General features: G+C 41.2%; 18 protein-coding genes. 10 read left to right on the top strand and 8 right to left on the bottom strand.

From position 1 onward, the window contains the following. Nucleotides 1-29 precede the first annotated feature (29 nt). Nucleotides 30-920, top strand: coding sequence for a hypothetical protein (locus tag N480_RS03290; protein ID WP_196761441.1), 891 nt, complete (start codon nucleotides 30-32; stop codon nucleotides 918-920). Next, nucleotides 917-1,840: a hypothetical protein gene (locus N480_RS03285; RefSeq protein ID WP_063371094.1), complete on the top strand. Its 924-nt coding sequence runs from the start codon at nucleotides 917-919 to the stop codon at nucleotides 1,838-1,840. The genes N480_RS03290 and N480_RS03285 overlap by 4 nt, the downstream gene beginning before the upstream one ends. Nucleotides 1,841-1,878: 38 nt before the next feature. On the opposite strand, the gene ushA is transcribed toward N480_RS03285, so the two are convergent. Both ushA and N480_RS03275 read right to left on the bottom strand, forming a co-directional pair. Further along, nucleotides 1,879-3,462, bottom strand: coding sequence for a bifunctional UDP-sugar hydrolase/5'-nucleotidase UshA (gene ushA, locus N480_RS03280; RefSeq protein ID WP_063371093.1), 1,584 nt, complete (start codon nucleotides 3,460-3,462; stop codon nucleotides 1,879-1,881). Between the two features lie 63 nt (nucleotides 3,463-3,525). Then, nucleotides 3,526-3,714 carry a hypothetical protein gene (locus N480_RS03275; protein WP_063371092.1) on the bottom strand — a complete coding sequence of 63 codons (189 nt, stop codon included), beginning with the start codon at nucleotides 3,712-3,714 and terminating at the stop codon, nucleotides 3,526-3,528. Nucleotides 3,715-4,062: 348 nt separating this feature from the next. Here N480_RS03275 and N480_RS03270 point away from each other — a divergent pair, with 348 nt between their 5' ends. Both N480_RS03270 and N480_RS03265 read left to right on the top strand, forming a co-directional pair. Beyond that, nucleotides 4,063-6,936: an insulinase family protein gene (locus N480_RS03270; protein ID WP_063371233.1), complete on the top strand. Its 2,874-nt coding sequence runs from the start codon at nucleotides 4,063-4,065 to the stop codon at nucleotides 6,934-6,936. A 198-nt stretch (nucleotides 6,937-7,134) separates the two neighbouring features. Next, nucleotides 7,135-7,656, top strand: a complete 522-nt coding sequence (locus N480_RS03265; protein WP_196761440.1) for a GNAT family N-acetyltransferase — start codon at nucleotides 7,135-7,137, stop codon at nucleotides 7,654-7,656. Here the strand turns inward: N480_RS03265 and N480_RS03260 are convergent. The 4 genes from N480_RS03260 to N480_RS03245 are packed head-to-tail and all read right to left on the bottom strand — an operon-like array spanning nucleotide 7,634 to nucleotide 11,953. Continuing rightward, nucleotides 7,634-8,227 carry a PqiC family protein gene (locus tag N480_RS03260; RefSeq protein ID WP_063371091.1) on the bottom strand — a complete coding sequence of 198 codons (594 nt, stop codon included), beginning with the start codon at nucleotides 8,225-8,227 and terminating at the stop codon, nucleotides 7,634-7,636. The two genes, N480_RS03265 and N480_RS03260, sit on opposite strands and share 23 nt — an antisense overlap. Continuing rightward, complete coding sequence (gene pqiB / locus N480_RS03255; protein ID WP_063371090.1) at nucleotides 8,224-9,882, bottom strand: intermembrane transport protein PqiB; 1,659 nt, start codon at nucleotides 9,880-9,882, stop codon at nucleotides 8,224-8,226. Before pqiB ends, N480_RS03260 begins: the two co-directional genes overlap by 4 nt. Beyond that, entirely contained in the window at nucleotides 9,879-11,084 is a 1,206-nt protein-coding gene (locus tag N480_RS03250; RefSeq protein ID WP_063371089.1) for a PqiA/YebS family transporter subunit, read from the bottom strand. Before N480_RS03250 ends, pqiB begins: the two co-directional genes overlap by 4 nt. Before the next feature lie 59 nt (nucleotides 11,085-11,143). After that, the gene (locus tag N480_RS03245) at nucleotides 11,144-11,953 is read right to left on the bottom strand and encodes an acyl-CoA thioesterase (protein ID WP_063371088.1); all 810 of its coding nucleotides are present in this window, start codon (nucleotides 11,951-11,953) and stop codon (nucleotides 11,144-11,146) included. A gap of 218 nt (nucleotides 11,954-12,171) precedes the next feature. Here N480_RS03245 and dnaK point away from each other — a divergent pair, with 218 nt between their 5' ends. Both dnaK and dnaJ read left to right on the top strand, forming a co-directional pair. Beyond that, complete coding sequence (dnaK, locus tag N480_RS03240; RefSeq protein WP_063371087.1) at nucleotides 12,172-14,094, top strand: molecular chaperone DnaK; 1,923 nt, start codon at nucleotides 12,172-12,174, stop codon at nucleotides 14,092-14,094. A 119-nt stretch (nucleotides 14,095-14,213) separates the two neighbouring features. Beyond that, nucleotides 14,214-15,350: a molecular chaperone DnaJ gene (gene dnaJ / locus N480_RS03235; RefSeq protein WP_063371086.1), complete on the top strand. Its 1,137-nt coding sequence runs from the start codon at nucleotides 14,214-14,216 to the stop codon at nucleotides 15,348-15,350. Nucleotides 15,351-15,391: 41 nt separating this feature from the next. Here the strand turns inward: dnaJ and N480_RS25200 are convergent, their stop codons facing one another. Beyond that, nucleotides 15,392-15,613 carry a hypothetical protein gene (locus N480_RS25200; protein WP_155732747.1) on the bottom strand — a complete coding sequence of 74 codons (222 nt, stop codon included), beginning with the start codon at nucleotides 15,611-15,613 and terminating at the stop codon, nucleotides 15,392-15,394. A gap of 248 nt (nucleotides 15,614-15,861) precedes the next feature. On the opposite strand from N480_RS25200, the gene ybaK reads away from it, so the two are divergent. From ybaK to N480_RS03215, 4 genes are all read left to right on the top strand, one after another. Continuing rightward, the gene (ybaK, locus tag N480_RS03230; RefSeq protein WP_063371085.1) at nucleotides 15,862-16,320 is read left to right on the top strand and encodes a Cys-tRNA(Pro) deacylase; all 459 of its coding nucleotides are present in this window, start codon (nucleotides 15,862-15,864) and stop codon (nucleotides 16,318-16,320) included. 213 nt (nucleotides 16,321-16,533) lie between these two features. Beyond that, complete coding sequence (locus N480_RS03225; RefSeq protein WP_063371084.1) at nucleotides 16,534-18,786, top strand: acyl-CoA dehydrogenase; 2,253 nt, start codon at nucleotides 16,534-16,536, stop codon at nucleotides 18,784-18,786. 80 nt (nucleotides 18,787-18,866) lie between these two features. After that, nucleotides 18,867-19,817: a phosphotransferase gene (locus N480_RS03220; protein WP_063371083.1), complete on the top strand. Its 951-nt coding sequence runs from the start codon at nucleotides 18,867-18,869 to the stop codon at nucleotides 19,815-19,817. A 6-nt stretch (nucleotides 19,818-19,823) separates the two neighbouring features. Next, nucleotides 19,824-20,642, top strand: coding sequence for an EamA family transporter (locus N480_RS03215; protein WP_063371082.1), 819 nt, complete (start codon nucleotides 19,824-19,826; stop codon nucleotides 20,640-20,642). Here N480_RS03215 and N480_RS03210 read toward each other — a convergent pair whose 3' ends face one another. After that, complete coding sequence (locus N480_RS03210; protein ID WP_063371081.1) at nucleotides 20,643-22,292, bottom strand: S8 family serine peptidase; 1,650 nt, start codon at nucleotides 22,290-22,292, stop codon at nucleotides 20,643-20,645. Nucleotides 22,293-22,425: the final 133 nt, after the last annotated feature.

Here is a 22,425-nt window from a genome sequence, read left to right as displayed (position 1 = left end):
CATGGTTGAAGGAAAAGAAAATCATCAATGTGAAATACAATATCAATTTAAGCAATAATACAACCATTGTTACAGTTTTGTTTCTGTCTGTTCTGTGCTGTTGGTTTCTTGCAAATCAATTAGCTGGGCGTGATGCACTGGAGTTTCCTCCGGTAATGCAAAAGAACATAAAGTGTCAAACTCGGTCAGTTTCAAATACTCAGGTATTCAGTGTACATGTGCCTATAAAAAGCTTGGCAGGGTCATTGGCACCTCAGCTATGCGAAGATCCTGTGCTGGCAAAGCAGTATGGTGCGGTTGAAGTCTGGTGGAGCGGCAACCTAGCAGAACAAATTGATTTTATCGCAAAAGGCCTAGCAGACCTTACTTTGTCTAAAGATAATGTAATGAAAGCGCTTATGGCTGAATCTACTTATAGTTATATGCCTGTTATCGGTTACCCTGCTTATACCGCATTCTTCATCTCCAATAGAGAGAAGCCAAAATACGAAAAAGCGTATTTTCTAGATAAGAAAATTGGATTGTTGGACTATCCGACGAGCCGATCTGGTCATATTATTCCTAAAAAAGCGTTTATGAGTTTAGATATAGATGTAGATGCGTTGAACATTCAATATGTTAGCTCTCATCAAATATTGCGAGATAAGCTAGCATCGGGTGAGTTAGATATTATTGCTAGCTATTGGAATGAGTCTGATGAGCGTAACTTTTCGAAAAACTACATTACACCCATAGGCGAAAATATTAGTGGCAGCAAATGGTACCTGAAAATGCTGAATGACAATACGGAGCTGGCATGTTCTTTACAAACTGTGTTGCAGCGTGTTGCTAAAGACGGTGGTTCTAGCTACTTCAATAGCGTAAATCAGTATTGGCAATGTAATACCTTTCCTTATAACTATTTAGGGGGAAATCAATGATTACATTAAAACAAGTTTCTGTGTTTACGCTTTATTTAATAATTTTCCTTATTATATTTAATTTATCAAATAAATATACAATTGATGATAATATTTTACGCGATATGCAAAGCGTTAAATTGAGAGTTGCAATTGATAGGTCAAGATTATCATTAGAAGATCCAACGCTGAATTATTCTGGCGATGAAGAAGCTTTGAGTGAGTATTTAATATCATTGAACGGTATTTTGGTTGAGCAACAGAGTCGAATTCGTCTGACTGCTATTTCTAGCAAAGCCCTCCACGCAAAGGAAGGCGAAGTTGTGAGTGTGCTAACAGGGACGACACATGAGACTTATTTGCTGTTTAAAGCTGACGACAGCCACAAGCTGCCTTTTTATATCATCCCGTTTATTTTGGCGCTTCTAAACTTTGTTTTACTAAAGAGCATCACTAGACGCCAAATTATTTCAAGAAAGATCAAAAATATTGCGCCAGTGATTGAAGAAAAGCCTATTTTACACATTGATCTATATTCAAAAGCATTACACCTTTCTAATGATAAAGATATTAAGGTTCAGCTTGCTAATAAGCCTATGTGTTTTTATTTGGCATTGATAGAATACTGTGAAGCGAACCCGGACGCGTCTTTGAATCAGAACAAAGAATTACCAGATGAGTTGCTAGCGTTGGCCGACAAGTATTTTCATCGACTAATCTCCCTTGGTCACACTATACGTAAACGACCGAATTTTTCGAATAGCTTAGAGAAAACATTAAGTGAAATTAGAGCTGCGCTGGATGAGTTATTAGCAAATACACCAGATTTAAAAGCCAAATACTATCCGCCTAAAGCGCATGGAGAAGGGTCTCGCTCTAAACTACATAGCTATGCCTTGTCAAATATTACGCTGGAAGATGTAGAAATTATTGGGAAGTGAGAAATGGGCGCCTATTGTATAGCGCCCATTTATACCAGTTAAAGGCGTTTCACTTTAACTGGTGAGTGTTTTTCGATGTATATACGTAGTGCCTGAGCATCTGTTACGTCAGTAATTTGAAAGTTTTTATAATTTGATATCACTGGGTAACCGTCTCCACCAGAAGCATTGTAGCTATTGATACTCATTCTATAAGTACCTTTTACGTCAAAAGGTTTGTCGTTAATAGTTTTGACGGTAACAACGCCATCTTTAACAGTAAAGTCGATTTTATGATGCTGTAAGTAGGCCCCTGCGTCCGGCGGAAAGCTCGCTACAACGCTAAGGTACTGAACAAGTTCCTGTCCAGTCCAGTCAATGTAAGCAACACGGTTTTTAAATGGGTGCACCTTTAAAATATCTTTATAGCTTACTTCACCTTTTTTAATACTTGCTCTAATGCCACCACCACTGATAACACCAAAATCTGCGCCAACCGCTTCTGCTTGTGCATTGATAATTAAATCTGCCAGTAAACTTTGCTCGAAACGGACCGTATTGCGTTTTCCGTCCAAATATTGGTCAACCGAGCCAACTGAACCCGCTAATTTTAGCGCACCTTGCTCTTGGTAGGGCAGAAGGAAGTTGTAAAGTGCTTCATCTTTCGCAATTTCATTTGAAATAAAGTGGCCATGTTCATTTTTCAAATTTACAGGGATTAATTCGTAACTTAAAAGTTCTTTTTCATTATTTGAAATTTTGAACACTGCTTTACCTACATACTTCCCCCATTCGTGGGCTTGCATGATCCAAGTGCCATTTTGTTTATCTGGCCAGCAGGCTTTGCCAGCCGAAAATTCTGCATCTGGCTTGCCATGTTTGTCCATACAAACAGGCTCTTGAGAATGGCCTCCAATGATCATATCGAGTGTGTTCGGTTTCAATGCCCTTGCTAAAGTCACATCTCCCGGTGCATTAATGCCATGACTCGCGTCATGATAGTGTCCCATATGAGTAACAGCAATAACTACATCCGGCTCGTATTTTGATCTAATTTTTTCAACCAAAGGCTGAGTCGCCACAGATGGAGTAATGAAATCTAAATGTCCGATATACTGTGGATTAGCTATTTTGGCGGTATCTGTCGTCGTCAAACCAACAACAGCAATTTTAAGTTGGCCTTTTTGAATGATGGCATAAGACTGATATGCAGGTTTACGTGTTTCCTTGTCTATAATATTCGCGGACAATAGTGGAAAATTAGACCACGCAATTTGTTGGTCCAATACCGACAGTGGGTTATCAAATTCATGGTTACCTATGGCCATAGCATCATAACCAATAAGGCTCATACCTTTAAAGTCTGGCTCTGCAACTTGCAAGTCTGATTCGGGTACACCCGTGTTAATGTCGCCGCCAGACAACAGGATCACGTTGTGGCCTTGTTGCTTGGCTTCTTGACGAAGTTGGTCTATTAGAGTCTTACGGGCAGCCATGCCATACTCACCATCTTCGTTATGCCAAAACCTACCATGGTGGTCATTGGTATGAAGTACAGTAAGGTATTGTTCTTTTTGTGAAATGGGTATTAGCTGACAAGCTGCTAAAAAAGACAGTAATAAAACTGAAATTATTATGCGCATAAATTATTTATACTTCTGAATTTATTTATGCGCCTAGTTTAAAGCAAATGCACAAAAAAGGAATTATAAAGTGGATGAATTTGCAAGATCTCGTGATGCAGAAACCGCTTGTTCTCTTCTGTTTAACTCTGTTTTAGCAATGTCTTGCTTGTTATGCTTTGTTTCAATCATCCAATTTAAAAAACAAGCGGGTAGTTTGCTGTATGGCTCTCCGGCATGAAGCCCGAAGTCACAGATACGCTCATCAGTCATATTAATTGCCCCTATTGTTGTCACTTTATACTTGCCTTGTATTGAGAGTTGCAAATGCTCTGCTCGATTAATCGACAGTCTAATGATTATTGGTAACAAAAAAAATACTTTTGAGCAAAAAAATTAATATTTGATACGATTTTTCACTACGGCAAGTAAGGTAGTGTTAACTAGCAGTTCAGATAGAGACGTATAAGTTGCGTCTCACAATCAGTTACACTTTTTTCTTAATAACGGTTGTACACTCGAAAAATTACAATCAATATAGATAGAATCTAAACTTATCAAAAACTTGTCCAATTGGTGATTTTTTCTATGGCATCAGTTGGCACAAAAAATGGGTTACTAATGAAAAAACTTTTTGCTATTGGAGCTATCACTCTGGGCTTACTAGCGGGATGCTCAGCGACCAACTTCTCCTCCTCTCAAGATTCACTCATTGCAGACAGCCTAATTGTCAGCCCAAATGACAATAGACAGTATAAGGTGTTAACGCTAGAAAATGGCATAGATGTTGTACTCGTGTCTGATCCTAACGCAGAGAAATCAGCAGCAGCGCTGAGTGTTGGTATTGGGTTGTTGCATGACCCTATGTCGCAACAGGGGATGGCGCATTACCTCGAGCATATGTTATTTCTCGGGACCGAGCAATTTCCAAATCCAGACGAATACTCTGAGTTTATGCAAAAGAATGGGGGGAGTCATAATGCATATACATGGTTAGACGTCACCAACTATATGCTGAAAATTAATAATGACGCATATGAAGAGGCGCTCGCCCGCTTCTCTGATTTCTTCAAGGCGCCCAAGCTGTACCCTGAGTACACAGATAAAGAAAAGAATGCAGTTAACGCAGAATGGTCAATGAGACGTGAAATGGACTTTTTCGGCCAATTTAAATTAGCACGTTCGTTATTAGGAGAGCACCCTGCAAATAGATTTCTAATAGGTAACCTTGAGACCTTGGGAGATAAGGATAATAGTAATTTGCATCAAGAAACGGTCGATTTTTATGATAAATACTACTCTGCAAATATCATGAAACTAGCCATGATATCTAATCTACCTTTGTCAGAAATGGAGGCTAAAGCAATAAAGCACTTTAGCAGTATTAAGAATAAAAATATCGAAGAGCCCGTAGTAACAGAGGCGATTGACTTTAGGCAAGCTGGCAAAAAGCGTATTCACTACCAACCTAATCAAGATGTGAAGTCGCTCAATATTGAGTTTATTATTGAAAACAATATGTCTGATTTTGCTGTTAAGCCAAACTACTTTATTTCTTATTTGTTAAGTAATGAAATGCAAGGAAGTCCAGCTCAAGTCCTAAAAGATAAGGGATGGATTGCTTCTTTAAGTGCTTACGATGCTCCAAACCACTATGGAAACTATGGTGTAATAACGGTCGGAATTGAACTAACTGAAGAGGGAATGAAAAACCGGGAGCAGATCGTAGCGACCGTGATGCGATATATTAACCTTATCAAAGAAGAGGGGGTTGACGCCAAATACTTTGAAGAAATTAAAACGTCGCTGGACAATAAATTTAGATTCTTAGAAAAACAAGATGAGTTCGATTATGTAAGTGAATTGGCTGCAAACATGCAAGACTATCCACTTAATCATGCCGTTAACGCAGGTTACTATTTTGCTAAATTTGAACCTGTTGCAATAAACCAAGTTTTGGAACAGCTGACACCTGAGTCAATGCGAGTGTGGTATATCAGTAAGGATGAGCCTGTAACCAGCAAGCTGCACTTTTATGATGGCCAATACAAAGTTGAAGAGATCTCTGATCAAGAAATTGCGCAGTGGTCGAAGCCAAGTCAGCTGGCACTTGCACTCCCTAGCGTAAATAGGCTACTGCCTGAAAACTTTGACATAAAAGTGCCACAGGATGGTCAAACTAACCGCGTTGAACAAGTATATAAAGGTGAGAGAATTCACGCTTGGCGCAAATCAAGCGAGAGGTACACGCAGCAGCCTAAAGGCACTCTTGAAGTTGTTTTTAATAGTGCGATGCCAATCAATAATGTAGAGAATAAAGTTGCCGCACAGCTGTGGGTAGATCTATATCGTATCCAAAAAGCAAAACTAATGACCGAGGCACACGTCGCGGGTATGGGGCTGGATTTGAGCTATTCTAATGGCTTAGTTATGTCTTTATCTGGTTTTACTGATAAACAACCACGTTTGCTTGAGCAAGCATTCATAGACTTTAAAGTTTCTCCAACGGCTAAACAATTAGAGCAAGCTGTTGATAGGTATATCCGTCAGATCCAAAACCAAAATAAACAGATCCCATATTATCAAGCGTTTGGTGCTTACCGCCAGCTCACCAGAGAAGGCAATTTCGATCATGAATTGTTGATCGAAACCGCAAGACAGATGACACCTGAAAATTTTGCTAAATACCGGGATGAAATATTAGAAACGAATCTAATAAGAATTTTTGGCTATGGTAATTACAACAATGACGACATCAATAATGCAGTTGCCATCTTAAAGAAAGAAGTTGGAGAAACATTAAGCCAATCGGACTATATCAGAGCGGGTTTTTGGCAGCCTAAAAAAGGTGAAGTTCTCGTTTGGCAAAAAGATGCAGATGTAGCTGATGTAGCAATCGTGGATGTTGCAGTACACCCAACACCTGGTTACGACCAAAAAGCAGCTGCGTTAATACTGAAAGCACATCTTCGCCAAAAAGCATTCAATACATTGAGAACTGAAGAGCAGTTGGCTTATGCAGTTGGTGCGTTGTCCACAAGCATTGATGAGTATTCCGCGATTGGGTTATTTATCCAAACACCGGTTAAAAGTGTGCAAGACATGCAAGCACGCTTCGAAGAATTTAAGGTCAGCTATGCATCAGAGTTAAATAAATTAACGAACGATGAGTTTAATAAAATCAAATCTTCTGTTCTTGCCAATTTAATGGAGGAGCCAAAGAACTTGTCAGAAGAGGCACAGCCAATACTTTCGGATTGGTATAGAAATAAACTGACTTTTGATTCAAAAGAAAAGCTTATTCAGGCTGCAAAAAATGTCACATTGGACAGTGTGCAGGCGTACTTTAACGAAACGTTACTTAATAAAGATGCAGCTCGCTTAAACATACAAGTTCGTGGTCGAAAGTTTGCTGACAAGCCGTTTGCAACATTACCAAACCAACAGCGAATAAGTAATATTTCAGCTCTCTATAAAATGGCACAATTCAAATAAGCTCTTAAGTCGGCGACAAGTGTACTAGTACTTGTCGCCGGTAGTTTTTTAAATGAGTATAAAGCTTAGATAACTCCCTAAACCCCTATCACTGCTAACCAATAAGGTGATAAAGTCCAACAGCACCCTTAAGTTGATTTAAAATAAATCAAAGTATAGTTATTTATGGCCTTACGAATTTACGAACAAGGAGCTAATGTGGCTGAAGGTATCTTATTGAGCACAGATAGATGTATTATCAGAAAAGCGTTGCTTTCTGACGCGAGATTTATCATACAATTACTAAATCAAAATAGTTTTATAGATAATATCGGCGATAAAAACGTCTTTGATATACCTAGTGCAAATGAATATATCCAAAAGTCGTTTTTAACTCCTTATCAATCAGGTCTTACGGCACCATATATTGTTTGCTTGCATACTGGGGAACCTATTGGTGTCGCTGGGTTTTATCAGCGACCTTATTTGAAAGCGCCTGACTTAGGATATGCATTTATCGATAGGTTTACAGGCCAAGGTTTTGCACTGGAGTCTTGTAGGTCGCTAATGGATTTTGCCAAAACCGCCTTATTGTTACCAGCGGTTAATGCAATTACAGATCTAAGTAATGCAGGAAGCCAAAAGCTGCTAATTAAATTGGGCTTTACAGGCGTAGGCTTTCTGCAGGTCGACCCGAACAACAAACCGGTTAAGCTATTTACTCATGATTTGGCGGATTAATTTGTTGTGAAATACCCTGCATAAGCAGAAGCCAATTGTTTTTATGCGCAGCGACTAATGACTCAAATCCATCGTCTACTAATGAATTTGATAAAGAGAAAGCGCTAGAGCTATGTAGTGTTTTATTGCGTTTATGATGTTGATATAAATACCAGTTACCTTTTAACACTGCTCCTTTGGTGAAGTGGCCAGCAAATTCATGCACAACAATTTTGAGTGTGAAATGTTGCTCTAAGTCATCGCCTGCATAAGCCAGTGGGATCGCATAAATACCTTCGTTAACTAAGTAAGTATGAGTCGCTTGCATCAGCATATTTTTGGGATGTTCGGCCCAATAATGGAAATTGGCTATATTGATTTGGTTTTCATCAGTGTACTGTACTAATGCTTGTTGGTTAGCAGCGCCAAGAATTGAAATTGTATCAATATAAACTCTTTGGCTGGGCTCCGAGGTTTTAACGGGCGAGTTTTCGCTGCTGAGCGAAAACTTATAGTATTTATGAGAATCGACGTTACTACTGCAACCAACCAAAAATATAGCAACAACACCAAGTAGTGCGGTTAATCTCATTGCCCCTTCCTCGGAATAGGATCTTCGCCTGAGTTTTTATCAAAAATCAGCATGCTAGGTTGTTCATTTAAGCTCTTGGTAACTGGCTTTAATGTATTAGACAAACTTTCTAATTCGCTTAACGTGTCAGTGAGTTGCTCCATAACACCTGACCCTTGTTGGTAGGTTGCTAAAGTTTTCTCGAATTGTTTTAAGCTAGCAGTTAACTGCACCAACGTGCCTTGTAATTGAGTTAAATTCTTATCCACTTTTTCTGATACTTTTTTGTTGTTTAATTCTTTTATGAGTTTTTCTGTCTCTAAGCCCAATTGTTTATAAGCAGTAAGCGTGTCTTTCGCTTCACCTATCGTATCACTTAGAGGCAGCTTGTTTAATTTGTTTAAAAGCGCCATGACTTGCTCAGAAAGCGCTGTAAAGCCGCTTGGTACACTCGGTAGAATTGGATAAATAGAGTGCTTGGCAATCGACTCGGGCTTAGCAGAACTGTAGAAGTCTAGCTCTATATATACCGCACCTGTTAACAAATTGCCACTTTTTAGCGATGCGCGAAGGCCGTTTTTAATCCATTTTTCTATGTTTCCTTGCCAATATTGCTTAGCCTGTTCATCCACGTCATAGATGCGGCCATATTCGACTTTAATGAGGACTGGGATCGAGGTATTGTCTTGCTGAAAGTAAAGTGGTTGCCCATCTCTTACTAATTGCGCAGGTACTTGTTCCACAGTGCCTATTCGCATACCTCTATACTCAACGGGGGCACCAGGCCTTAAACCTTTGATTGATTGCTCAAACTCGATAAGGTATAGGTCAAACAGATCAAAGCGTCGCTCTAGCGCCACGGCAAAGTTTTTATGCAGCTTGTACTGAGTGTTTTCACGGGCAAGTTCGTCAGCTTCGGCAGCTGGCGGGTAATCCACTGATATACCACCTTTAATCAACTTTGACAAAGATCCGGTTGAAACTCTGATCCCTTCCGTAGATAAATCTACCTCAATACCTGAATTTACCCAAAAAATAACATTTTTTGATATGAGTTCGTCGTATGGAGAATTAATAAAAATCCCATAGTCCATTTCAAGTGTTTTCTCGTTAAACTTGGCAGACTCAACTTGGCCTATCTTATAGTTCCTAAAGAAAATGCCTGTACCTACGTCCAACACTTCTGCATTAGCGGCTGTTAGGCTATATCTTACTCCATCTACATCAGGAGATATTAGCGCGGGCTGATCTTGCATTGTAAATAAACTTGCAGATCTGTCACTTTCACCAGGTAAAAGCTCAATGTAAACACCAGAAAGTAGCGTGTTTAACCCAGATATACCAGTCTCGTCGACACGAGGTTTAACGGTCCAAAATTTTGCATCTTCAGTTAATAACGAGTCGTAGTGCTTATTAATGCGTATGGTGGCAATTACCGCATTTTGTTCTATTTGAAGCCTCAGGGTTTCTACGATACCAACTTGTACACTGCGGACTTTAACTTCTGTTTTACCTGCAATGATACCGTCAGCATTTTCCATTTTAAGAAAAATCACATGGCCTTTATTGGACTGGTGCTGATAAAGCATCCAACCAGTAATCAGGATGGCTATAATGGGAACAATCCAGATAACTGAAAATTTTGGCTTGGATTCAATATAGGCTTGTTCGTTCATTGTTGTTTTAGATTGTCCCAAAGTAAGCGCGGGTCGAAGTGATTAACTGAAATTATTTGACATAAGACCATAGCGGTGAAAAATACGATACCTGATTGCGGCTCAACACTTAAAACAGTACCAAGTTGCACTAAAGAAACCAAGAGAATTACGACGAATACATCTATCATCGACCATTTTCCCATGAATTCAAGGGCCCTATACAGTTTGCTTGCAAGCTTTGGATGGGAACATTTCTTAACTTGATAGAGCAAATAAAACAGAGCGACGCCTTTAATGATAGGAATACAAATGCTGGCCACGAAGATTAGAACAGCGACGGGGTAAGAGCCTGCATTCCACATTACCTCCACGCCGCTATATATAGTGGCTTTGGTGTGCAAGCCTAAATTTATTGTGTCCATGATGGGCAAAGCGAGTGCGGGTATGAGTAAAACCATCGCAGTTGCCATCCAAGCGGCGCTTTTGGCCAATGAGTCTTTTTTTCTAAATTTAAGCTTGGTCATACATCTAGGGCAGTGAATTGAGTCACTCAATTGTCCGCATACATGGCACTGTTTCAAGTTTTGTTGTAGTGCTCGTGGCGAGCAAGTTTTTTCATCTGGGCAAAAAGTTTGTTGCTCTCGCTCCCAAAGTTGCTCTTTACTTAGAAGTGATAGGGTTTCTATAAAGCACAGTACAAATAATACGTAAGCCCAAAAGCCAAGGCCAACTTCAATCTCTGCGAATTCTGTCAATTTAAAAGCACTAATAAGCACCGCAACGAGGAAAATATCTGCAAGATTGAGTGGTTTGAGTATCATTAAGGCTCTCACAAACACTCTGGCATTATGAGGGTTCAAGTGTCTCCACAAAGGAGAGTGAGCTAACAATATGAGTAGCAAAGCAGCTAGGGGCATGATTAATATGGTAAAGCTTAATAGCCCCGCGAGTAACGTACTGAAGTGCTCAGCTAACAATGATATAGCCTCAATAAGGCTAATAGACTGCTTTAACCCATGCTGTGCGTAGGAAATAAAGTGAGGGTGTAAACTCACCAAAAGAAATAAGATTGAAGATAATCCAAACGCATTGATGCTTTGGTTATAATTGACTTGGCAATGGGCCAACACATTACCGCAATGAGGGCAAACTGCTCGCTGCTGTCTGCCCATTTGTGCGATAGAGACGAGGTGGTCGCAATGTTGACAAGCTATGATCACATTAAAAACGCAAGTGCTATGAAGAATATCCTCTATTGTGAGTGACCATTAAGAGAATATCAACTATCAAAAACAGCGACTGTTTGTCGACTGAGCGCGACTAATTCACCTGTTTGAGAGAATACTTTTGCATCTTCTGTACCATATCCACCATTAGCTTGGTGCGTTGAGACTTGATAGCCAAGCCATTGGCTGTCATTTAAAGCAAGTGGCTGTAAAAATTCAATATACCAAGAAACAGTACTTGCGGGAGATGGAGAGTCGCATAGTTGAAGTAGAGTGGGGGGCCATGCGTCAGCGAGAGCAAGTACATGTAACTCTTTGAGGTTACCTTGCTCATTATCTTTAAATCTCATCCAGCCATGAATGTCAGAGGAGTCAGCGCCACTAAAAGGCATGGCGCCATGTTGTAAGTTTAAATCAACGTTTTGAATAAATGCAGGGAATAACCCTTCTACATATCTGAGTGTTTGTCTCGGGTTAATGTTTTCGTTTAACTTAATGGGTGTTTCTTCTGCGTGAACGACAACTTTTGATTGTCGTTGAATGCCAAAGCATGCGAGCGAAACCAAGCAAGTTGCGTCATTTTGATGAATAGTTGTCTCTACCTGAGTGACATTTTTGCCACTTCTCAGGACTTTTGTCGAAATAGTAAAAGGCGTTTCCGTCAATAAAGGAGCAACAAAGTTACAACTAAAGGACAGTAGGTTGCGAGTATCATCATTTATATGGAGATACATATGCTTTAACATCAGTGCAGCACTTAACCCACCAAACACGGTTCTGCCTTGGCTCCAGGTTTTTGGTACTGAAAGCTGGCAATTGTCCTCAGACAGTTGCGGTGACGAAATGAGAGTATCAAAGTCCATGGTTTTTCCAAATGTTATTTTTCTTGAATTAGACTATATGCTCTAACTCGATAAATACAGTTATTTTGTCTGCTTTTTGCTCTGTTCATCCTAAAAATAAAAAAAATTGAAAAAAAATGAAATTTTTTTCAATTTTAAGGTTGAATTAGAAATTGCCGCCCTTATCTATCAAGTCATCTAACAGAACAACGAATTTTTTGAGGTCGGAGAAGATTCACATGGGTAAAATTATTGGAATCGATTTAGGTACTACTAACTCTTGTGTAGCAGTATTAGATGGTGAGAACACGCGCGTTATTGAAAACGCTGAAGGCGATCGTACTACCCCGTCGATTATTGCATTTACAGAAGAAGGCGAAACACTAGTAGGTCAACCGGCTAAGCGTCAAGCGGTTACAAACCCTACAAATACGCTTTATGCAATCAAGCGACTTATTGGTCGCCGTTTCGAAGACGATGAAGTACAACGTGACATCAGCATCATGCCTTTTAACATTGTTAAAGCTGACAATGGCGATGCATGGGTTGAAGTACGCGGCGAAAAACGCGCTGCGCCACAAATTTCTGCAGAAGTACTTAAGAAAATGAAAAAGACTGCTGAAGACTTCCTAGGTGAGGAAGTAACAGAAGCAGTAATCACAGTACCTGCATATTTCAACGATTCACAACGTCAAGCAACTAAAGACGCTGGTCGTATCGCGGGCCTTGACGTTAAACGTATCATCAACGAGCCAACTGCTGCTGCACTTGCTTATGGCATGGACAAAAAGCAAGGTGATAACGTCGTAGCTGTTTATGACTTGGGTGGTGGTACTTTCGATATCTCAATCATCGAGATTGACGAAGTAGATGGCGAGCACACATTTGAAGTACTCGCTACTAATGGTGATACTCACCTAGGTGGTGAAGATTTTGATAACCGTGTTATCAACTATTTAGTAGAAGAATTTAAGAAAGAGCAAGGCATTGACCTTAAGGTTGATCCTTTAGCGATGCAGCGTGTTAAAGAAGCCGCTGAAACAGCGAAGATTGAACTGTCATCTGCACAACAAACAGAAGTTAACCTTCCGTACGTAACTGCTGATGCGACAGGTCCCAAGCACATGAATGTTAAACTAACACGTGCTAAGTTAGAATCACTTGTAGAAGACCTTGTAAATCAGTCTATCGAGCCGTTAAAGCGTGCACTTGCTGACGCAGACCTTTCTGTAAGCGACGTAAATGACATCATCCTTGTAGGTGGTCAGACTCGTATGCCTCTAGTACAGACTAAGGTAGCAGAGTTCTTCGGCAAAGAAGCTCGTAAGGATGTAAACCCAGACGAAGCAGTTGCTCTAGGTGCTGCTGTTCAAGGTGGTGTACTTTCTGGCGATGTTAAAGATGTACTACTTCTTGACGTTATCCCACTGTCTCTAGGTATTGAGACAATGGGTCAAGTTATGACTGCACTTATCGAGAAAAACACGACTATTCCTACTAAGAAGTCGCAAGTATTCTCGACAGCTGAAGATAACCAGTCAGCAGTAACTATCCACGTATTGCAAGGTGAGCGCAAGCGTTCAACTGACAACAAGTCATTGGGTCAGTTTAACCTTGAAGGTATTCGACCTGCACAGCGTGGTGCTCCGCAAATCGAAGTAACATTTGATGTTGATGCTGATGGTATCTTACATGTATCTGCAAAAGATAAAGATACAGGCAAAGAGCAGAAGATCACAATCCAAGCTTCTTCAGGTCTGAGCGACGATGAAGTAGAAAAAATGGTACGTGATGCGGAAGCAAATGCTGAAGAAGATAAGAAGTTTGAAGAGTTAGTCGGTGCACGTAACCAAGCTGATGCTCTTGTACACGCTACACGTAAGCAAGTAGAAGAAGCTGGTGAAGCACTTCCTGCTGATGACAAAACAGCAATCGAAGGCGCGTTAGCTGAGCTTGAAACTGCAATCAAAGGTGATAGCAAAGAAGACATCGATGCTAAAACTCAAGCTCTTGCTGAAAAGTCTCAAAAGCTAATGGAAATTGCGCAAGCTAATGCTCAGGCACAGCAAGCAGGCCCAGAAGCTGGTGCTCAGTCAGGTTCAGCTAAAGCAGACGACGATGTAGTTGACGCTGAGTTTGAAGAAGTTAAAGACAACAAGTAATTGTTGACTGTTAAGGGCGCGCAGCGGTATCGCTAGACGCGCCCTTAGTGTTTTTAAAATTTGGCTCAGTATATCGGGTTTGACCCGAAGAGTTGTCTTGTAAGAGTTGTGTGATAACTATGTCAAAAAGTGATTATTACGAAGTATTAGGCGTAACGAAAGACGCTAGCGAACGTGATATTAAAAAGGCCTATAAGCGTCTAGCAATGAAATATCACCCAGATCGTACAGCGGGTGATGAAGCTTTAGAAGCTAAATTCAAAGAAGTAAAAGAAGCGTACGAAGTCCTAACGGATAGTCAGAAACGCCAGATGTATGATCAATACGGCCATGCAGCGTTTGAGCAAAACGGTGGTGGAGGCCATGGCGGATTCGGTGGTGGAGCCGACTTTGGCGATATTTTCGGGGACGTATTCGGTGATATTTTTGGAGGCGGTGGTGGCCGTCGTCAATCAAGACAGCAACGTGGTGCTGACTTAAGATATAGCTTAGACTTGTCGCTTGAAGAAGCTGTTAAAGGTAAAGATGTAGAGATTAAAGTTCCTACATGGGTTAGCTGTGAGCCTTGTGATGGCAGTGGTGCAAAGGCTGGTTCTAAGCCAAAAACATGTTCAACTTGTCATGGCGCGGGTCAAGTTCAAATGCGTCAGGGGTTCTTTGCTGTTCAGCAAACATGCCCAACCTGTCAAGGTACAGGTCAGGTCATTTCGGACCCTTGTAACAAGTGCCATGGCCAAGGTCGTGTCGAAAAGACGAAGACTTTATCTGTTAAAATCCCAGCGGGCGTTGATACTGGTGACCGTATCAGACTTTCTGGTGAAGGTGAAGCAGGTATGCATGGCGCACCAGCGGGAGACCTTTACGTACAAGTTTCTGTACGTGAGCACCCTATATTTGTGCGCGATGGCAACAATTTATACTGCGAAGTGCCAATCAGTTATACAACTGCGGCACTCGGTGGAGAAATTGAAGTTCCAACACTAGATGGTCGTGCGAACTTGAAGATACCTTCAGAAAGCCAAACGGGTAAAATGTTCCGTATGAGAGGCAAGGGTGTCAAGTCTGTTCGCAGTGGCTCTGTAGGCGATTTAATTTGTAAGGTTGTTATCGAAACGCCGGTTAACCTAAACGATCGCCAAAAAGAGTTATTACGCGAGCTGGAAGAAAGCATGAGTGGTGATACAAGTAAGAATCGCCCTAAAGCTCAAGGTTTTTTCGATGGTGTTAAAAAGTTCTTTGATGACTTAACCAAGTAGAATACCTAATCAAAACGGCGCCAGTGGCGCCGTTTTACCTCTCAGTCTAAAATTACGAGATAATCCATATCGTCGTTGCATCGGCACAGTAGGTCCGATCGGTCTTCTCCTGAAATCAGTGTTCCAGAGCGACACCCTAAGACTTCACATTTTTCATTACAAGCCAACCTGTCAAGCCAAAAGTGGTACTCGTTACTTAAAAAAACTACCATCAAACATGCACAAACGGTCATGCCTAATGCTTTTACAACTTGAACACTCATGTTACTTTTCTCACTCGGCTATTGATGCTTTAAGAACCGTGTCGCAGTATAAATAAACATTAGGTGCACGGATTTTTAATAAGCGCTTGCCGGTATATACTACTTTAGTAGACAATCACATATTGTCGAGCATATTTTAGTATAATATGTGCATTATTTTTCTCCCCGAAAAAGAATGCAATACACGGAAGAAAAGGGGGAGTGAAAACACTTAGCAAATATTTCGTTAGTTTTATCAAGGAGCCAAGGTGACCCCAGCCATAAACTTATTGAAGCAACAGAAAGTAGACTTTGAAGTATTAAAGTTTAGGCACGATCCTAATCTGTCTAACTATGCTCAAGAGGCGGCGATAAAGCTTAACCTAGATGAGCAGCAAGTGTTTAAAACTTTGGTCATAGACGTTGACGGAGCGCTATTTATAGGGATAACACCAGCGAGCCAGCAAGTTGATTTGAAGTCTTTTGCAAAGTCGATTTGTGGTAAAAAAGCACAAATGGCTGATAAAAATAGGGCGCAAGCTGCGACAGGTTACCTCTTAGGAGGGATCAGTCCCTTTGCGCACAAGAAAAAAATACCAGTTGTGCTCCATGAATCGGCAAAAAAATATCCCAATATTTACGTCAGTGGTGGACGTCGTGGCCTCGAAATTTCTATATGCCCAAATACCTTAATCAAGGTTACAAAAGCAACACTTGCTACTTTTTAAACAAATTTGCCCTTAAGTCGTAATGTTCAGACAAAAAAAGTTGTGCTCATGAGTCTTTCAGCGTACACGTGTAAGCTATTAATTCTGGGCTACTTTTCCGCATAGTTTAGCTAAATCAGTAAAAATATCGTTAATTTTTTCATTTGAGCAATTGATCTAATTTTATTTTTATGCCGTAATGTAGGTATATCTATCTGGTCGGATGAGTTTATTATGAGTTTAAGAACACAGCTAAGAAAAATATTGCCAAGCATTTCAATCACAGAACAAGAAGCGTTAGACGCAGGGGATGTTTGGCTTGAAGGCTCTATCTATCAAGGAAAGCCAGATTTTGGCGCGTTAAGAGCGGTAACAGAAGCTAAGCTTTCAGCTGATGAACAAGCTTTTTTGGATGGCCCTGTTAAAACTTTAATGTCGATGATCGACGAAAATCAGATTCAAAACTCTAAGCATTTGCCTGATCACATCTTAGATTTTTTGAAACAAGAAAAGTTTTTCTCGTTAATTATCCCAAAGCAGTATGGTGGCCTTGAATTTAGCCCTTATGCAAACTCAACGATCGTTGGTACGATCGCCACAAAATCATCAGCAGTAGCTGTAACTGTTATGGTACCAAATTCACTCGGCCCTGGAGAATTGTTACTACACTATGGAACAGCCGAGCAGCAAGCACACTATCTACCGAGATTGGCCAACGGCCGCGACATTCCTTGCTTTGCATTGACTAGCCCTGAAGCTGGCTCTGACGCAGGTGGCATTCCTGATCAAGGGATCGTTACTAAAGGTATGTACGAAGGTAAAGAAGTATTGGGCCTCGAGGTAACGTGGGACAAACGCTATATCACACTTGCACCTATTGCAACTGTGCTTGGTTTAGCATTTAAAGTATTTGACCCTGAGGGTCTGTTAGGCTCTAAAGAGTCACTTGGTATTACTTGTGCTTTAATACCGAAATCTCACCCAGGCGTTGAACTTGGAAACAGACATGACCCTATGGGTATCCGTTTCTACAACGGTACAACTCGTGGTAAGAAAGTGTTTATTCCAATGGAGTTCATCATTGGTGGTCAAAAGAACATTGGCCGTGGTTGGCAAATGCTGGTCAGTTGCTTGGGGGCAGGGCGAGGTATTTCTCTTCCAGCTCTTGGGGTGTCGTCTAGTCAAGTCGCTCTAAAATCAGCGTCAGAATATGCGGCAGTGCGTGAACAATTTGGGCTTGCAATTGGCCAGTTCGAAGGTATTCAAGAAAAGTTAGCTGATATCGCAGGTAAAGCGTATCTGCAGGAGTCCATGCGTGTTTTGACTACAGAAGGTTTGGGCATGGGCTTAAAGCCTTCTGTGGTTACTGCAATTGCAAAATATCATATGACTGAACTTGGCCGTGATGTACTTGATTCTGCAATGGATATCTTAGCAGGTAAAGCTATCCAAAATGGGCCTCAAAACACATTAGCCAGTGGTTACGTAGCTCAACCAATTGCAATTACAGTTGAGGGAGCAAATATTCTGACTAGAAACCTGATGATTTTCGGCCAGGGTGTGATGCGTTGCCACCCGTATCTGCAAAGCATGGTCGAGTCAATTCACAGTGAGTCGCCATCAGCTGACAAAGAGTTTAATAAGATTCTCAGAAAGACTATCGGGTACAGCGTTGGTAATGGTTTTAGAGCTTTTAAGCTAGGAGCCTTTCCATTCTTAGCGTCAGGTACATCAAGATTGCCTGAAGTTGTAGAGTACGAAAAAGCGGCTCAACAGTTATCTGCAAAGCTCGCTGTTTATGCTGACTTCTCACTACTTGTGCTAGGCGGTAAGTTAAAGCAAGCAGAGCTATTGTCAGCAAGACTTGGCGATGTAATGAGCTTTGTATATGCCGCTATGGCGTCTATTCGTTACTACGAGCAAAAAGTTTCGGAAAGTGAACGAGCCCAAGCTGCGCCTTATTTCCACTACGCGACGCGCTACGCTCTCGCGGAAGCTGAAAAAGCGTTACACAAGTTTTTGGATAACTTCCCAAGCGCAGCGGCGAGACGATTCATGCGAATCGCAACGGTGAACTTCACACATCGCATGCCTAAAATCAGCGATGATATGATCCGTGAGTTAGCAAAAGCGGCACAACTAGATACGGCGTTTAAACAGCAAATTACGCACTTGGTTAAGCCAACGCAAGGTGATGGGCACGACATTAATGAGCAAGCTTATAAAGCAAAAATGGCTTGTTTAGATTCACTTTCAAAAGTGAAAAAGGCATTGAGACGCAAAGAAACTAAAGCAGGCGTTAGCTTTGATGAAACGCTAAACAATGCTTTTGTAGCCAATGTGATTAACGAGCAAGAATACATCAAGCTTGTTGACTATAACCGTAAGCGCGAAAAAGCGATACGCGTAGATGAGTATGATTTTGATTTAAATCTTATCGCTGATGAAAAAACCGACGAAAGGCTAAAAACAGCGGTTAATCAGTAACCCTCCTTTTTCACCCGCTTATATCTATAAGCGGGTGTTTCATATAGACTGCACAAAAAGTTATCAATGATAAAAAGCAGATGCAGTCCACTCTTTATGAACAATTTCTTAGTAATCGAAGTCGTAACCAGAGCTTAGAACTTTGGAATGGATGTGGCACGTTAGAAAAGTTTTCAGTAGGCGGCCAATATTATGTAGCAAAGTTGACTCAAGTTCCAAAGGACTTGCAGCATAGCAGTATTGAGCAAACGCGTTTTTCCCTCAATCGAAAAGTTAGAAGCTACGAAAAGGAGCAAATGTTTTACCAGTATTGTGCAGATGCTTTGATAGGCGTCTGTAATGTACCAAAAATGTTTGAGCTATATGCTGAACGCGGGTTATTTGTGACATTGCTGGAAGATTACGAAGCGACAGGGTTCAGAAATAAAAATTCTGCTTGTACAGAAGATATACTTAAAGTCATTGAGTGGCTAGCACACTTTCATGCAACATGGTTGGAAGATGGGCAGGAGCACTCGAAATTTAAACAGTTTGGAGCTGGTAATTATTGGCACCTCAAAACCCGACCAGATGAATATAGAAAAATGTCGGATGGGTTGCTCAAGCAGAATGCACACATTATCGATGATGTTTTATCGTCGACAAATTTCAAAACGATGATCCATGGTGATGCTAAGCTTGCAAACTTTGCTTTTGATAGTAAAGGGGTGATTGGGTATGACTTTCAGCATGTGGGAGTAGGGGTTGGATTGTCAGATGTGATGTTGTTGCTGACTACTGTACTGGACAATCAGGGTTTAGAATCGCGAGCCGAATTGATGTTAGACGTTTATTTTAGAGCGCTAACAGCACAACTGATAAAAATCCGTGGCGAACTAGACGGAAAACAAGTGGAAAGTGAGTGGAGACCTTTATGGCCAATAATATGGGCAGATTTTCATCGCTTTTTGGCTGGGTGGAAGCCTGAGCACCCTAAAATCAATGATTATATGAAGGCACAGTGTAACCACACACTAATTAAGAGGCGTTAACTATTCATGGAGTTTGCTCTTGTAAGTGCTCTATTTTGGGTAGGGTTTGACTACACGCGCAAGCGTTTGGCTGCCTTTTTCTCGGCGCCATTAATGTCGGTCGTTTTTAGTGTCTTAGTATTGCCATGTTACCTAGTCTATTGGTTTTATGCAGATAAGTCCGTCCCAGCTGTTCAATACTTTTATCCAGCGACAATCAGTGGCCTGTTGGCAGGTATTGGTAGTGTCAGTTTTATCCGAGCTTTAGCGGTGGGGAAAGTAGCAGTGATGCTACCAATGCTCTCTTTAACCCCTGTAATTTCAGGCGTTTTTGCATGGATATGGCTAGGCGAGTCTTTAAGTTTAATTGAGGTTTCAGCCATTGCAGTTTTGGTGAGCGCTTCATTTATTCTGCAAGGGGGTAAGCTTACTTTTATTGAGCCCGGCAGCGGCTTTATATTGCTAACTGCAATGTGTTGGGGGTGTTGTATTGTGTTTGATAAACAGGCATTGAGGCACAGCTCCATAGAGTTTCATATTGCTTATATCACTCTTGTTGTGCTCGTTTTTAATGGACTGCTATTTAGACCAAAAGTCGAGCTGTCTAAACTGCTTCAATATTCGGGTCTATGGATGAGTGCTGCAGCTTGTTTCTCGTTTGCTGTTACGCTTCAATTTGTGGCATTGTTAGAAATCCAACCAGGTATTTTGGAAGCATTAAAGCGTGCTATTGGCATCATTGGTGCGGGCTTAATAGGGGTATATTTGTTTAAAGAAAAATTAACCCCAACACAGTGGTCCTGTATTGGGGTTATATTAGTAACAAGTGTAATCTTTTCTGTTTAATTAGTTACACTTAGCTACTTTTCTCCATACATTTGAGAATACATCAGGGCGTGCACCTCTTGACCACCAAATAGAGTGATACTCATATCCGTTGTAAGATACTTTGTCGCCAATACGGTAGAATGTTGATGCACTCCAAGCTGATAGGCCACTACAACCCGGAGGTGTAACTACGTCGTCTACAGTTACTTGTTTCACGATGCTGTCAAAATCACCAGCAGAGTTTGTTACTTTGAGTGTTACATCGTAAGTACCCGCTTGCGCATATGTGTGACTTGGAGAACCCTGAGTGCTTGAGTTTCCATCGCCAAATGTCCAGTTGTAAGATCCAACTGTTGAAGAGTTTGTGAATGTCGCTTTAAGACCATCAGTCGTGAAGCTGAAGTTTGCAACAGGAACAGGGTCACCACCGCCACAGCCTTGTGCTAGGTAGTCATAAGCAGCTTTTGCTTGAACAATACCGTAACCGTATGAGGTATCACGGCCTGCTGCGCCTTTGTCTTTAGCTGTTGCATTAAGCGCTGCACGGATATCTGCGTTCGAACATTGTGGGAAGTTACTCCAAACGAGTGCTGCTACGCCTGATACGTGTGGCGTTGCCATTGATGTACCACTGATACTTCTGTAGCCACCGTTGTTCCATGTAGAGTTTACACCTACACCTGGACCTGCAATCTCAACTTGACTATTGTATTGTGAGAATGATGCTTTGTTTTCTGAGCTGTCTACCGCTGCAACAGAAACAACATTGTTATAAGACGCAGGGTAGCTTAGAGCACTATTTCCGCCGTTACCAGCAGCTGCGATGTGTAGCATACCACGTTGATAACTTTGGTCGAATGCATTACGCTCAGCAGTTGAGCTGCCACTGCCACCTAAACTCATACTAGTGATGTGAGAACCAGCAGCTTCACATTGATTAATTGCTTCGATTAAATCAGAACCATAAGCCCAGCGACCAGAGTCATTGAAAACTTTAACAATATGAAGGCCAAGGTTACCTGATGGGTTAACACCGACTACACCAGTCCCATTTCCACCTAGCGCAGCGATTGTGCCAGCAACGTGTGTACCATGACCGTTACCATCATTGTACCAAAGACCTGTGTCGTTTGAGCCGTAGCCATCATCACCAGTTACGCCAGCGCTTACTAGATCTTCGTGTGCACGGTGATAACCTGTATCCATGATACATACTTTGCGATTAGCAGCAGCTGCGTCGCTTACAAGCTTAGCTTGTACCATGTTGATACCATAAGGAGTAGACTCTGCAAGTGGAGAAACCCCGGCTTCAATTACTTCAGGAACGTAACGCTTTGGATCCACTTCAACCGTTTCAACATCACCGTTTTTCTCAAGCTCAGCTAGCTGTTCAGGTGTAACTTCCATTACCACTGCATTAATATTTGGTAATGTTTTGATTGCTGTAGTATTTAAGTCATTTGCAAACAGCGATAGTGACTGCGATTTAAACTCAGAAATTTCTGCGTTTGACATTGCAACAGGCAACGTATTTGCCATTGCTTCGCTTTTCAGAGTAACAATCATACGCTCGGTATTAGACGCGTGTGCTGTGGCAGTACCAAGCGCAGACGCAACGCCAAGGGCAAGTAAAGTACATTTAGTGCTTGTTAGAAAGTTGTGTTTCATTTTTGTTTGTCCTAGTTACATGTTGTTAACCAATTTAACTAAAACAGGTATTCGAGCCACTGTCAACTGCGTGAAAAACATTCAATTTAATGCTTTGATTAATGTATTTATAACATAAGTGTAATTTAGATTA

The organism is Pseudoalteromonas luteoviolacea S2607, assembly GCF_001625575.1.
GTDB lineage: Bacteria > Pseudomonadota > Gammaproteobacteria > Enterobacterales > Alteromonadaceae > Pseudoalteromonas > Pseudoalteromonas luteoviolacea_E.
This window is presented reverse-complemented; position numbering and strand designations above follow the sequence as displayed.